Here is a 14187-nt window from a genome sequence, read left to right as displayed (position 1 = left end):
CTGCCTAACTACTTCTTCTTAATCTCTTCATATTTTTGATACCATTCAGGAAAAGCCTTCTTAAATTGAACCGGTTTGAAATCATCCTTTCTTACCACAATATGAGTCGTACTCCCTTCCGCACATACTTCATCATTACCATTCACTATCGAGTAACCGTAAACCGTTTTTAATCGGTCTACTGCTTCAACCCATGTATGAACAAATGCCTTCTCTCCATATCGAATGGCTTTCTTATATGTACAATTAACATCATAGACAGGTGCATAATAACCTGCCTCTTCCATAGATACATAGCTAAATCCAATGTCCTCAATTAACTGGGTCCTTCCAAGCTCAAACCATTTTAAATAATTCGCATGGTAAATAACACCCATCATATCTGTATCCGCATATAGAAGTTGAATTTCTTTTGTTGAAATAAACATTTATTTCTCTCCCTTTCATAACTTTTTTATTTTATTTATTCTTTTCTTATCTTACCAAATGCTGCTTGCACATCTTCCTTCATAATCACAACAGCTTCCTCAACCTTCGGAAAGGAAGATGAACCCATTAAACGACGAGCCTGAGCTTGAATGGACTCATCCATTAAATTTGCAGCAAATCGTCCATTCCCCTCGATTTGCTGCTCCTTTAGTTCCGAAAGGATGAATTGCTCTGCTTCTTCTGTAAGGTAGAAATCAAATTGCTTCCCATATAATTTCATGATTTGCAGTATTTCTTCATTTGTATAATCCTCAAAATGCAGAAACTTTTTAAATCGTGATTGTAAACCTGGATTGCTTTCTAATAAGAGATTTATTTCATTTGGATAACCAGCCAGCACAACGACAAGGTTTTCATTATGCTTCGTCATTTCATCCACTAATGTATCAATCACTTCTTTACCAAAATCACCGCTTGATTGTCCCAAAAGAGAGTAGGCTTCATCAATAAACAATACACCGCCAAGTGCATCTTTGATTTTTCGTTTTGTTTTTATTGCGGTTTGTCCCACATAGCCTGCAACAAAATCTGCACGGCTTGTGACAATTAAATGACCTCTTTTTAATAAACCGCATTCTTTTAGTAATTCAGCATAGATTTTGGCAACTGTTGTTTTTCCTGTCCCTGGGTTACCGGTAAAAACAGAATGAAGCTGGATGGGTACGACAGGCAATCCATGATCACGCCTCATTTTCTGCATTTTCACAAACGAGATAATCGAACGAACTTCTTCTTTAACATTTTCTAATCCAACTAAGCCAGATAACTTTTCCTCTGGGTTATCTCTTGATTCTGGTTCGTACTGAATAAAATCCTGCTTATCTAATAATGAAAATTGCAGAATATCATCCTTCTCTTCAACAGACTGATGGGCACCTTTTTGAAAAATAGCATCAAGAATTAAATGACGAACCGTTCGAGCATTCCCAAATGAATCATCAACCCGCTCTTTTTCGATTCGTTCCTCAAGAGCTATTTTTGCTTCATCCGTAAGAATATAATCATTATCAGATGCTATCATTTCACCAATTATGATTAACTCTTCATTGGTATAATCAGGTAAAGAGATATGATTAGACATTGGGAAACGGCTGCGCAATCCTGGATTCGCATCAAGAAATGGTCTCATTTCATCCGGGTACCCGGCAAGTATGACAGCAAATTTTCCACCATATTCATTCCCGGTCATTAACGAAACAAGTGTATCAATTGCTGTTTGTCCGTAATCATTCCCAGATTGTCCTTCCCGCTTTAAATTATAAGCTTCGTCAATGAATAGAACCCCGCCAAGAGCCCTTTCAACCGCCTGTCGTACATTTTCCTCTGTTTGTCCCACATACGAACCTACTAATTGAGAACGGTCTACCTCCACCACTTCTTTCCGAGGCAGCACATGAAGTTCATGATAGATTTTGGCAATTAATCGAGCAAGTGTTGTCTTTCCAGTACCCGGATTTCCTGTTAAAATCATATTCAAACTTACTTCATCTTTTGTTTGAAACCCCTTCTCTTTACGGATTTTTTGGTATTTAAAAAACTGGTAAAAATCGTTTAGTTTCCTTTTAACAGCCTCAAGACCTATCATATGGTTTAATTCTTCTAAAGAACTGACTGCTTCCTCTGCTTCTTCGCGTTCTAATTCATCAGCAAACAAAGCAGACCATTGTTTTTTTAATGCCTCAATGGCTGCAAGATGCAGCTTCATTTCTTCAAGATGAACGGCTGTATGAAATGCCCCCACCAACGAATTTTCATATTCACTTGTTGCTTTTAGTAGAGAAGCACTTTCCTCAGTCGTTTCTTCCAAGAGGTTTTTCATTTTTTCATAGAGGACAAGTATATCTGCGTTCGTTATGTATGTTGCTGATTGAATATAATAAGAAATTTTCTCAATAGTATCTTCAGCCATTGTTAAAAATTGCCCGCAAACGGCTTTATATATCTCTATTGTTTGTTTTTTTGCCTGACGGTTATCCGTTTCCCTTATTGGTGGAAAGGTTAATATATCAAGTAAATGAGTGTTTTTTTTCCATTCAAAAGTAGCTAAATACTCATTCACTCTCGTATTTGCCGGATTCAACTCTTTCGCTTTTTCCATCCAGGTTAGTACAACAGAACTTTTCTTTCCTTTAGACAATGCAGATAAAGCTAATATGGTCAATAGCTGTGAAGCCACTAGATGATTATCATCTTCTTTCACATCCATATGTTGAAGGGTTCTTAATATGTCTCCTTCATTTTCTACAGAACCTCTCTCATGAAGTTCATTTTCCCAATTTTGAACCTTCATTAAAAATTGCTCTCTGTCTTGTCGCATCAGTCTTTCCATTCATATCACTTCTTTTTCAACTTAATTATTTGATGAATAATTTCTTTTTTATTCTACCATATTTATTCAAAGGAATAGACATTAGAGGTTTAGTTGAGAGGAGAAATGGGTGGTCCCATTGAAGAGAACTCTCTTCTTCAATGGGATATAGGAAATATTAAGGATAGTAAATTCTTCTTTTATCGAGCAGAATTCTCGTCTTTTATTTCTGATCGCATAGCATCAATACTTTCCCGGCGACGTTCATTTTTTGCTTCAATGTGCGCTCGGTCTTCACCACTTACATTTTGCATCGTTTCTTCAGCCTTTTGCATATTATCAATAGTATTGACAATCATTTCCTGAAGCTTCTCTACGTTATCACTGCGATCATCTGGATTTGGTTTGTTATTGTACGTCATTTCAATTCCTCCATATTTTTAATAATCAAATTCGCTCCGTCGAATTTGCGCCCGGATTATTATCGAGCTCGCTCGATAAATTTCCATTAAAAAAACCGTGGCATCCGCCGGAGACTAAACTTCATTCTGAAGTTTAAAAGTACAGAGTTAGTTTGTCACCTTCACAAAAAAATAATCAAAAAAGACGAACAAAATTTTGTTGTTCATAAATATATTATGTAAACATAAATAAGAGAGAAATGCCATTAGGCATTTCTCTCTTATTTTTATTATTCACCCTTGGTTTGAATTACTTGGGCATGCTGTCCAGACGTATCCTGCATTTTCTTTCCTTTATTACCCCCAAAACCACGTGGCTGCGTACCTAATGTTTCTGGTACATGATGTTTGCTGTCTTTTTTTGGGTTACCCATTAGAATCCCTCCTCGAGCTAATCTTTCATGAGAATGCTATTACCAGCCGCTTCAATTGCTGCTGTTACTCCTCATGATAAAGTATCTCCTCTAAGACTGGTTTCATAAATGGTAATGACTGTTAGCTGTGTTTGTTCACACTCTATTCAGCCTTGCTTAAATGTCTCTTTTCTAATCTTTCTTCAATTTTCTCAATTGCTGCCTGATCACGTAATAATTGTAGTTTATTTTCATTAACTAGTTCTGAAAAAGAACGTTTTTTTGGTTTTCTCATTATGTTCCACACTCCTTATTTACTATTATAATGATTATTATGACCAATAATCGAATTAATTATTACAAATTTTCGAAAATTACTCTTTTTACGAGCGATTTCGACATTTTTCGCTTGGTTTTATTATAGCATATTTTGTCGGAAAGTTTTATATAAAATACATTATTTTCTGAAAATTTATTTTATTAAAAAACCCATTTTTCAAAAATTTTATTAATAGTCATCAAAAAAACACTGATTATTTTCAACCAGTGTTTTTTCACTTACATATCTTCCACATATTGCTTCATAATTTCTTCTGTCATAGCTGAAATATATTTATGTCGAATAATCCCTTCTTCATCAATGAAATAAGTGGTCGGTATCGTTAATACCTGATACAGCGAATTCACTTCATCCTTCTCATCTAATAATATGGGGAAGGTTAGTCCCATTTCTGATATAAATTTACTAACATTGTATTGAGGATCTATATTGACAGCAAGGATGACCACATCTTCTCCAGCAGATTGATAAAACTTTTCCATATCCGGCATTTCTTCTTTACAAGGCGGGCACCATGTCGCCCAGAAGTTTAACAGTACTTTTTTTCCTTGAAAATCAGATAGTTTGACCGTTTCTCCAGCTAAATTCTTCAATTCAAAATCTGGTGCCTTACCACCGATTTTTAACCCTGGAAGGTTGTCCGGCTTTTCTTCTTGTTCCATTGCCTGCACAATCGCAACGGTCATCATTGCAAGCAATAGAACAGCTACAGCAACCTTTTTAACCATGAAAAATCCCCCTTGTTTTCCAGCCATTATTATGTATATTGTAACCTAAAATAGTAGAATTATGAAATTATTATTTCTCTATATCAAATAAAACACCATACAATAAACTTGTATGGTGTTTCAAAAGATTCTTATTTTAATTTTTCACGAAGAACCATTTGCAGAATTCCGCCGTGACGGTAGTAATCAATTTCTACTTCTGAATCAAAACGAACAAGTACTTCGAATTCTTTCTTGTTGCCTGCTTCATCAGTAGCTGTTACTTTCAGTAAGTCGCGTGGACGAACATTTTCATCGATTTGAACATCGATTACTTCTTTACCAGTTAAACCAAGAGTTTCAGCACTTTCTCCATCCTTGAATTGTAATGGAAGAACTCCCATAAGAACAAGGTTAGAACGGTGAATACGCTCATAGCTTTCAGCAATAACTGTCTTGATTCCAAGTAAGTTTGTACCTTTTGCTGCCCAGTCACGAGAAGATCCCATTCCATAATCTTTACCAGCAAGAACAACTAGACCTGTTCCATCTTCTTTATACTTCATGCAAGCATCATAAATAGATGTTACTTCACCAGTTGGCCAGTAAGTTGTGAATCCACCTTCTGTACCAGGAGCGATTTGGTTGCGAATACGGATATTAGCAAACGTACCGCGCATCATTACTTCATGGTTACCACGACGAGAACCATAAGAGTTGAAATCACGTGGCTCTACACCGTTTTCACGTAAATATTTACCTGCTGGTGTGTTAATTCCAATCGCACCTGCTGGAGAAATATGGTCAGTCGTTACAGAATCGCCGAACTTACCAACAACGCGTAAACCACCTAATGGTTTTACTTCGTCTGGATCAGGCTTTAAGCCTTCAAAGAACGGTGGGTTTTGGATATAAGTTGATTTATCATCAAATGTATAAAGTGCATCATTGCTTGTTTGGATTTTGTTCCATAGAGCATTATCACCAAATACGTTCGCATACTCAGCACGGAATAATTCCGGTGTAACTGTTTGTTTAACCACTTCATTGATTTCAGCAGTTGTTGGCCAAATATCCTTGAAGAATACATCGTTTCCATCTTTATCTTTACCTAGTGATTCATTTTGAAGATCGATATCAACAGTACCTGCTAATGCATAAGCAACAACAAGCGGCGGTGAAGCCAAGTAGTTAGCTTTTACAAGCGGATGGATACGGCCTTCAAAGTTACGATTACCAGAAAGAACAGATGTAACAAGTAAATCGCTGTCTGCAACTGCTTTTTCAATTTCATCTAATAACGGACCTGAGTTACCGATACATGTTGTACAGCCATATCCAACTGTGTTAAAGCCAAGCTTTTCTAAATATGGAAGTAAACCTGAATCACGTAAATATCCAGTAACAACTTTTGATCCTGGTGCTAATGAAGTTTTTACAAATTTAGGCACTTCTAGACCAAGTTCAACCGCTTTCTTTGCTACTAATCCTGCACCTACTAATACATATGGATTTGATGTATTTGTACAGCTTGTGATAGCGGCAATTGCGATTGCTCCTGTTTTCATTGTTACTTGATCGCCGTTAGCAAAATTAACAACTGCTTCTTTGTTAATCTCATCCTCATTAAATCCGAAACCTTGGTTTCCTTGAGGAGCAGTAATGGCTTTGTTAAATTCTTTCTTCATTTGTGAAAGTGGAATTAAATCTTGTGGACGCTTAGGACCAGAAAGATTTGCTTCGATTTCAGCTAAGTTAATTTCAACAACGTTTGTATATACTGGCTCTAAAGCTGGATCAAAGAATAATCCGTTTTCTTTGCAGTATGTTTCAACAATGTTAATTTGCTCTTCTGAACGTCCAGATAAGCGCATGTACTCTAAAGATTCACCATCAACTGGGAAGAATCCGCAAGTTGCACCATATTCAGGCGCCATGTTAGCAATTGTAGCACGGTCTGCAAGTGGTAATGCAGGTACACCAGGTCCGAAGAACTCTACGAATTTTCCTACAACACCATGGCTACGTAGAACTTGTGTTACTTTTAAAGCAAGGTCAGTAGCAGTTGCGCCGTCTGGAAGTTCTCCAACTAGCTTAACCCCTACTACTTCAGGAACTGGGAAGTATGAAGGCTGGCCAAGCATTCCTGCTTCTGCTTCAATACCACCTACACCCCATCCAAGTACACCGATACCATTAATCATAGTAGTATGAGAATCCGTACCTACTAGTGTATCAGGGAATGCTTCAAATTCTCCGTCTTCATTTTCAACTGCGTGTACAACGTTAGCAAGATATTCTAAGTTAACTTGGTGTACAATACCAGTTGCCGGCGGAACCGCACGATAGTTATTGAATGCTTTTTGAGCCCAACTTAGGAATTGGTAACGCTCTGTATTACGTTCAAATTCTAACTCCATGTTAAGTCCTAAAGCTTCTTGAGTTCCGTATTTATCTACTTGTACAGAGTGGTCGATAACAAGATCAACTGGTTTAAGCGGATTGATTTTATCTGGGTCGCCGCCTAAATCTGCCATAGCCTTACGAAGTGATGCAAGGTCAACAACAGCAGGTACACCTGTAAAGTCTTGAAGGATTACACGTGAAGGTTTAAATGGAACATCAATTTCTTTAACTTCATCCGTTCCCCATTTAGCTAAATTCTCAACATGCTCTTTTGTGATCACACGTCCATCATACTGGCGAAGGACAGATTCTAATAATACTTTAATAGAATAAGGCAACTTAGATACATTACCTATTCCAGCTTGTTCTAACGCGGCTAAATCATAATAATTATAACGCTTCCCGTCTAATTCAAATGACTTACGGGACTGAAAAACATCATTAGTTGACATTATGTATTTCCCCCTCTTTTAAAATCATGTTCGTTATTATCATAAACAATTTTCGCATATTTGTCGAAAAGTTTGAATTTTTTATTTTGTCCCAAACTTCTCTAACATTTTTTATTTTAATATAAGCATTCGCATAAGTAAATAACAAGAATGTGATGTTTTTCATCATATAAACTTATTTTTTTCATAAAATATTATTTACTATTAGGATTTATCAATAAAATCTAAATTTGTCTTGTTTTGTATGTTAAATGGAATTTTCCCAACTGAATAACGACAAAAAACGCAGGAATAATAATAAAATATGGAGGTGAAGACAAATGGCAAAGAGAAGAGCAAATCATATCATTCCCGGTGCAAATGCCGCTAGTGCACAAGGGAAAGGAACTGGATTCAATGAGGAATTTTCTAATGAACCGTTGACAGAAGCGCAAAAAATGAATAATAAAAAGCGAAAGAAAAATCAATAACAAAAACCCCCAATATGGGGGTTTTTGTTATGATTACAATGTTCCGTTTACTTCATCTACCATGCTTCGAAGATCATTTTGAAATCTTTCCAGCTGCACTCGCTGGTGTTCGGAAGCGACTTCCATTGCATTCTCAATTTGCTGATAGGCTTCATTGACTTCCTTCTGCAAATGCTTTAACTGACTCCCATAGCTGGCTGAATCTTGAACAATGTCAAAATAGGCCTCTTGTGCATGTTCAACACCTTGCTGAGCAGCTTGAAACGCCTGCTGCTTATCTTTGTGATACGGCATATAAATAATCCCTCCTTTGCCCAGTATGTACCGTTAAATTGTGCAAACATGAAGTAAAATATTCAGCATAAAATCGGTTCAATTTCCTATCCTAATAAATGAGGAGGGATGACAAATGGTAAACAAAAACGACGGGAAAGATATGCGCAGAAATCAGCCAAAAACTTCAGGTCAGCCTGAACCATTAAGCGGATCACACAAAGTAAAAAATCGCAACCATACGAGACAAAAAAGCAAGTCACATCATGATATGTAAAGAAAAACAGACTAAAATTCATGTAGACTACAGTGATACATACTGTAGTCTACATACGTTATCTCCCGCCTATTAATAAATTCCATTCTTTTTTACATCAATCCAATCATCTGTTTCTTCCAACAATCCGGCCATTTGAAATAATAAATCCTCCCTTCCTTTTGCCGACATAAATTGGACTCCAACAGGCAATCCTTCTTTTGTCATATGCAGAGGGACGCTCATTGCCGGCTGTCCAGTTAAATTAGCCAATTGGGTAAAGGCGTTCGTTTTAAGTTATTTTCGACCATTTGATCAATAATTCCTAACTTTTTCACCGCCTTTTGTAAATGGAATGTTCCAACAATATGAATTAAATAATTTTCGAACGAATTCATATCAAGCTCACCGATTTTTGAAGGAGGATAAGCTGTAGTAGGCGTTATGTAAAAATCATAAGTATCATGAAATGCTTCCATCTGATTGGCAGCTTTATCCCATTCTCTTATACTTAGGACAAAGCCCTCTGCTGTGATTGCCTTACCAAGTAAACCAAGAATATAGGTGGACGGTTCCACGTCGCCAATTTTTATTTTTCTTCCGAGCAGTGCTTCCATATCCTTCAGAGAAGCAGCTACTTCCCCAAAATACAAGGTCATGAAACTGTTTGCTATTTTCTTTCCGTCTACAGGAGCATTCTTTTCTTCCACAATATGACCCAAGGACTCCAAGCATGTTACTGCCTTATAGACTGCTTCTCTACATTCAGGGTCTACTTCTGTACCAATCGGAGAAATGGTTGAAAAAGCAATCTTAAGTGGTTGGGTAAATGGCTCTTTGACAGCTTCACAATAGTTTGCTTCAAATGGACCAGCGTGAAAAGCAGCACCTCTCTCATAACCTTTAATCCAATCAAGCATAAGGGCACTGTCACGTACAGAGCGGGTCAACACATGATCAACTGCTGCCCCTTGCCAATGTCTTCCTTCTTTCTTACCAACTGGTGTTCTTCCCCTTGTCGGCTTTAATCCAAAAAGACCGGTAAAGGCAGCAGGGATACGAATGGAACCCCCTCCATCATTGGCTCCGGCAATTGGAACCATGCCAGAAGCAACAGCAGCTGCTGACCCTCCACTTGAACCTCCAGGAGTATAATTCAGATTCCAAGGATTTCTTGAAGGACCGTATAAAGAAGGTTCAGTTATTCCCATTAAAGCAAGCTCGGGAATATTCGTTTGTCCAATAAAAATGGTTCCTGTTTTCCTCATTCTTTCTACTAACTCTGAATCCTCTGCTGCTTTATAATGACAATAAGCTTTAGACCCGCTCGTAATAGGATCCCCCTTTTATTTCTTGAGCAATATCCTTTAACAATATCGGTACACCGGAAAATGCACCGGAGGAATCTAGTCGATTCGCCTTCTCCCTTGCCTGGTCATACATTTTATTAATCACAGCGTTTAATTCATGATTTTTCTTATCGATTTCCTCAATAGCAGCTTCTATGACCTCACCTGCTGTTACTTCCCGTTTTCTAACTAACTCGGTTAAACCAATTCCGTCATAGTTTTTATCGTATTCCGACAGAAGACTCCCACCTCAAGGAACGTGAAGGGCGAAGCCCAGTGAGTAGGCGGGAGATGAATGTCGGTTGGCTTTAGCCAACATTGTTGAATAATCCGAACAAGTGTACTATACTATACTCGTAAGTTGTTCTTTGAAAACTGGATATATGGGGTTAGTGCGAGAAAGGCTTCGCACTGTAAAATATCCAAGCACCATTCGCCTCCACGCACACCGAAGTTGCGAAAACCAAGCTAAAGTAGGGTGCGTGGCGAGTCCAACGTACAAGTTTGCAACACTTGCAGGAGGCTCACGCCACTGGTACTGCCAACCGTCGGTGCGACGGGGATAGCCTGCTAAAAAACTGAAGGATACTTCGGTGTTCGCAGGAATCTCCATCTTCAAATTTTCGTTAAAAAATTAAGGTGGAGTAGTTCAAAAGGAAATCCAGCCAACTCTCTCACCTCTGAAAGAACGATATAGGATAATAATTTATTCTTTCCTCAGACACTGTTTTCCTTTATTTCCATAAAAAAGGTGTTAATCTCCTCACAGATATCCAACACCTTTATCTTAACCCCACCATAATTTATGCAAGTTCTGCAAGTGCTTTGACAAGTAATTCCTCTTCTTCTTCGCTAACTGATCGTAAATCAATTTGGATTTCTTCTTTTTGAATTCTGACAACAATGGCAGGCGTTGACTTCATTCTTAATAACGCCGCTGCTTTTTCAGCTGTAAACTGTTTATGTGTCAGCGCCGCTACATAGGTTGGCAGCTCCACTTCAGGCATGGTCCCCCCGCCCACTTGGCTCGTTCCCTCAATAATCGAATAGCGATAGGAGTCACTTACTTCTGCAAGCTTTTTTACAAAAGCTTCTGTTCGCTGCTTTAATTCTTCTTTACTGACTAATAAATCTCGAACAACAGGAATGTTTGTCAGCTCTTCTTTTCCTTTTGCGTAATGCATCAACGTGCCTTCTAATGCGGCAAGTGTCATTTTATCGACCCGCAATACGCGGGCAAGCTGATGTTTTTTCAATTGATCAATGAGTTCTTTTTTTCCTGCAATGATGCCGGCCTGAGGTCCTCCAAGCAATTTGTCACCGCTGAAGGAAACAAGATCCGCCCCCATCTTTAACACTTCACTGACAACTGGCTCATCCCCAATACCGTGCTTCCGGAAGTCATATAATACTCCGCTTCCTAGATCCTCGTAAAAAATCACCTGTTCATGTTTGCCAGAAAGCTCTGCTAATTCCACGGTATCTACTGATTCAGTAAATCCCATGATTTTAAAATTACTCGTATGTACTTTTAATATCATCCTTGTTTCTTCATTCAACGCCCGTTCATAATCATATAAATGCGTTTTATTGGTTGTCCCAACCTCAACAAGCCGAGCACCACTTTCTTCCATAATAGAAGAAATCCGGAAGGAACCGCCAATTTCAACGAGCTGACCTCTTGATACAATCACTTCTTTTTCATTGGCCAACGCACGTAAGATGATATATACAGCCGCAGCATTATTATTCACAACCATCGCGGCTTCTGCACCGGTTATTTTCTTAATAAGCTCCTCTACATGGGTATGTCTCGACCCACGTTCTCCTTCATTTAGCTTATATTCTAAGTTTGAATACCGCCTTGCAACTTCCATAACATGCTGTACAGCTTGTTCGCTTAGCCTAGCCCTCCCTAAGTTTGTATGTAAAATCGTTCCAGTCGCATTAATCACATTTTTTAATGTGTAACTATATTGACGATGGATGCTTTGCTCCATTCTCGAAAAAATTTCTTCCAAAAAAAGTTCATTACCTGGCTCAGGACCGGCCCATTCATTATTCAAAATGAACTGTCTGATTTCATTTAATACAGTTGATAATATAGCTGTTAAATTCAATTGATCAATCCCAAATTGGTCCATAAACAGAGTAAACCGCTCACTTTTTTGCAGTTCGTGAACGGGGGGCAATGCTTTTAATAAATGTTTCATAAGAGATTCCTCCAAAACCTAAGTACTTCGATGCAACCTTATTATTATAGCATTTTTCACCTCATCTAATCTCATACACACAGTGAACTCTCATATAGATCCAGTGATATAAATATAATGAAATCTCACTTTTCTACTTTTGATTCTTATTCGTCATAATCATGTGCATTCAAAACAAAAAACTTGTATACTGAGGGTTGGAGGTGAGCCCTGTGAGTGAGCAAGAAAAAATTCGTCTTACTTCATTATCAACAAAAGCCGGCTGAGGCTGCAAAATTGGTCCTGAGGACTTAGCGCAAGTTTTGCGCTTATTACCTGAACAAGAGCAAGTACCCGAGTTACTAGTCGGACGCGAAACATCTGATGATGCAGGTGTATATCAACTGACAGATTCGATTGCATTAATACAAACGATTGACTACTTTACTCCTGTGGTTGACGATCCATATATGTTTGGTCAAATAGCAGCGGCCAATGCCCTAAGCGATGTCTATGCCATGGGCGGCAAACCAAAAACCGTATTAAACATGGTTGGTTATCCTGTGAAAAAACTGGGCGGCGAAATGCTGGCAGAAATTTTACGCGGCGGAAATGATAAAGTAAAAGAGGCTGGCGCTGTCTTAGTTGGCGGCCATTCCATAGATGATCAGGAGCCAAAATACGGTTTATCTGTAACAGGAATTGTCCATCCAGATAAGTTTTGGAAAAACGTCGGCGCAAAACCAGGAGAAGTCCTAGTCCTAACGAAGCCGATTGGAGTTGGAATTCTTACAACCGGAATTAAACGCGGTGCGGTCACGCAAGAACAGGAAAAAATCGTAACAGAAACAATGGCCATGTTAAATAAACGTGCGGCTGAAGTACTTAGTGATTTTACACCAAGTGCGGTTACAGATGTGACCGGATTCGGTCTATTAGGACATGGCAGTGAAATGGCCTCCGGAAGCAATGTGACGCTTGTGATCCACTATCATAAAGTCCCTATCCTTGATGGAACCGTACAATTAGCAAAGGATGGCGTGGTTCCAGGCGGTTCGAAGTCCAATCATAAGTGGCTTGAAAAGGATGTGGACTATCAGGATATTCATCCTGAAGAACAAATGATTCTTTGTGACGCGATTACATCCGGCGGGTTGTTAATATCCATAAACGCTGAAGATGCGGAAAAATATGTCCAAGCTTTGAAAGAAGCAGGCCAAGATTCCTGGATTATCGGGGAAGTTATCGAAAAACAAGAAAAACTGATTACTGTTAAGCGATAGGGTGTGGGAGTGATTCTCCCTCCCCTGTTTTGATTAAGCCTATTAGAATACCAAAGGACTTCCATTAGAGAATCTCATTGAAACCATTGACCAAAATAAACAAAATGATTATAATATATTAATGTCAAATGATGTCCCAGTAGCTCAGCAGGATAGAGCAACAGTTTCCTAAACTGTAGGTCGGGGGTTCGAATCCCTTCTGGGACGTAAGAGAGTTCAGATAGAAGAAGTTTGAACCATGTAGAAATGCTTCAAATCCTTGATGTATTAAGGTTTGGGGCGTTTTTTTGTTTTTAAAGAAATTAAGTACCTGCTTTTTTAAAATGTTCATTGTTGACCTATCTAAGTCAATGGTACGTTTAGATGATTCGTTTTTTAACGGACCAAATCCGCCTTCTTCCTTGTAACGCCATTGTCGATGGATATTAATCGTATTCTCTTTAAAATTAATATTTTGTCATTTTTTTTAGCATGAAACGTCCAAGCTTCTCCTTTTGATTTCGGATATGCTACTGGCCCTCCATATTTAACATCAAGTTTTTTTCTAAAATTTGGTGGATAAAGTATTCTCTCTTTTATCCACTCACTTTTCTTTCCAACCTTTTTTTCAACATCCTTCATTGTCCAGTAGAAACCATCGTATTTTGATTGCTGCAATTCTTCTAACTCAGTTCTTGAAATTAAAACACTGTCAGAAGAAATTGGAATCGTTAAATTCACTGATAATCGTTGTTGCATTTCCTTTTGCCTCCGTATATTTCTAATGAGTTGTACTTCATTTTCTAGTCTACATATTTTGATTTCAGTTGTATTGCATTTACTAAATAAATACCGGTAACTCACTTAAT

16 protein-coding genes and 1 tRNA gene are annotated in these 14187 nt (G+C 38.2%); 4 read left to right on the top strand and 13 right to left on the bottom strand.

Going from position 1 to position 14187, the window contains the following annotated elements; all coding sequences use genetic code 11:
* Window positions 1–8: 8 nt before the first annotated feature.
* From F4V44_RS13065 to acnA, 7 genes are all read right to left on the bottom strand, one after another.
* A complete protein-coding gene (locus F4V44_RS13065) occupies window positions 9–428 on the bottom strand; it encodes an acyl-CoA thioesterase (RefSeq protein WP_150440465.1) in 420 nt (139 codons plus the stop codon).
* A gap of 35 nt (window positions 429–463) precedes the next feature.
* Entirely contained in the window at window positions 464–2818 is a 2355-nt protein-coding gene (locus F4V44_RS13060; protein ID WP_223881885.1) for an AAA family ATPase, read from the bottom strand.
* Window positions 2819–2997: 179 nt separating this feature from the next.
* On the bottom strand, window positions 2998–3219 hold the full coding sequence (gene tlp / locus F4V44_RS13055; RefSeq protein WP_150440464.1) for a small acid-soluble spore protein Tlp: 222 nt from the start codon (window positions 3217–3219) through the stop codon (window positions 2998–3000).
* Window positions 3220–3488: 269 nt separating this feature from the next.
* Window positions 3489–3632, bottom strand: coding sequence for an acid-soluble spore protein N (locus tag F4V44_RS13050; protein WP_150440463.1), 144 nt, complete (start codon window positions 3630–3632; stop codon window positions 3489–3491).
* A 142-nt stretch (window positions 3633–3774) separates the two neighbouring features.
* Window positions 3775–3906, bottom strand: coding sequence for an FbpB family small basic protein (locus F4V44_RS13045; protein ID WP_150440462.1), 132 nt, complete (start codon window positions 3904–3906; stop codon window positions 3775–3777).
* Between the two features lie 263 nt (window positions 3907–4169).
* A complete protein-coding gene (locus tag F4V44_RS13040) occupies window positions 4170–4679 on the bottom strand; it encodes a peroxiredoxin family protein (RefSeq protein ID WP_150440461.1) in 510 nt (169 codons plus the stop codon).
* Between the two features lie 131 nt (window positions 4680–4810).
* The gene (gene acnA / locus F4V44_RS13035) at window positions 4811–7516 is read right to left on the bottom strand and encodes an aconitate hydratase AcnA (protein ID WP_150440460.1); all 2706 of its coding nucleotides are present in this window, start codon (window positions 7514–7516) and stop codon (window positions 4811–4813) included.
* 320 nt (window positions 7517–7836) lie between these two features.
* Between acnA and sspO the strand changes: the two genes are divergently transcribed.
* The gene (gene sspO / locus F4V44_RS13030; protein ID WP_150440459.1) at window positions 7837–7986 is read left to right on the top strand and encodes a small acid-soluble spore protein O; all 150 of its coding nucleotides are present in this window, start codon (window positions 7837–7839) and stop codon (window positions 7984–7986) included.
* A gap of 33 nt (window positions 7987–8019) precedes the next feature.
* Here sspO and F4V44_RS13025 read toward each other — a convergent pair whose 3' ends face one another.
* Entirely contained in the window at window positions 8020–8280 is a 261-nt protein-coding gene (locus F4V44_RS13025; protein WP_150440458.1) for a hypothetical protein, read from the bottom strand.
* Window positions 8281–8395: 115 nt separating this feature from the next.
* On the opposite strand from F4V44_RS13025, the gene F4V44_RS13020 reads away from it, so the two are divergent.
* Window positions 8396–8536 (top strand): small acid-soluble spore protein P, encoded by a 141-nt coding sequence (locus F4V44_RS13020; RefSeq protein WP_150440457.1) that lies wholly within the window; start codon window positions 8396–8398, stop codon window positions 8534–8536.
* A gap of 72 nt (window positions 8537–8608) precedes the next feature.
* Here F4V44_RS13020 and F4V44_RS28280 read toward each other — a convergent pair whose 3' ends face one another.
* The 4 genes from F4V44_RS28280 to selA all read right to left on the bottom strand — a co-directional run bounded on the left by F4V44_RS28280 (window position 8609) and on the right by selA (window position 12077).
* A complete protein-coding gene (locus F4V44_RS28280) occupies window positions 8609–8761 on the bottom strand; it encodes a hypothetical protein (RefSeq protein WP_317978321.1) in 153 nt (50 codons plus the stop codon).
* Between the two features lie 14 nt (window positions 8762–8775).
* Entirely contained in the window at window positions 8776–9849 is a 1074-nt protein-coding gene (locus tag F4V44_RS13015) for an amidase (protein WP_317978324.1), read from the bottom strand.
* The gene (locus tag F4V44_RS28275) at window positions 9833–9970 is read right to left on the bottom strand and encodes a hypothetical protein (protein WP_396897498.1); all 138 of its coding nucleotides are present in this window, start codon (window positions 9968–9970) and stop codon (window positions 9833–9835) included. The genes F4V44_RS13015 and F4V44_RS28275 overlap by 17 nt, the downstream gene beginning before the upstream one ends.
* A 697-nt stretch (window positions 9971–10667) precedes the next feature.
* On the bottom strand, window positions 10668–12077 hold the full coding sequence (gene selA / locus F4V44_RS13010) for an L-seryl-tRNA(Sec) selenium transferase (RefSeq protein WP_150440456.1): 1410 nt from the start codon (window positions 12075–12077) through the stop codon (window positions 10668–10670).
* Window positions 12078–12289: 212 nt separating this feature from the next.
* Between selA and selD the strand changes: the two genes are divergently transcribed.
* Both selD and F4V44_RS13000 read left to right on the top strand, forming a co-directional pair.
* On the top strand, window positions 12290–13339 hold the full coding sequence (selD, locus tag F4V44_RS13005) for a selenide, water dikinase SelD (RefSeq protein ID WP_150440455.1): 1050 nt from the start codon (window positions 12290–12292) through the stop codon (window positions 13337–13339).
* Window positions 13340–13472: 133 nt separating this feature from the next.
* Window positions 13473–13546, top strand: a tRNA-Arg gene (locus tag F4V44_RS13000).
* A 168-nt stretch (window positions 13547–13714) separates the two neighbouring features.
* On the opposite strand, the gene F4V44_RS12995 is transcribed toward F4V44_RS13000, so the two are convergent.
* Entirely contained in the window at window positions 13715–14077 is a 363-nt protein-coding gene (locus F4V44_RS12995) for a DUF771 domain-containing protein (RefSeq protein ID WP_150440454.1), read from the bottom strand.
* Between the last annotated feature and the right edge of the window lie 110 nt (window positions 14078–14187).

The sequence above is a fragment of the Niallia endozanthoxylica genome (assembly GCF_008710145.1).
Lineage (GTDB): Bacteria > Bacillota > Bacilli > Bacillales > Cytobacillaceae > Bacillus_BD > Bacillus_BD endozanthoxylica.
This window is presented reverse-complemented; position numbering and strand designations above follow the sequence as displayed.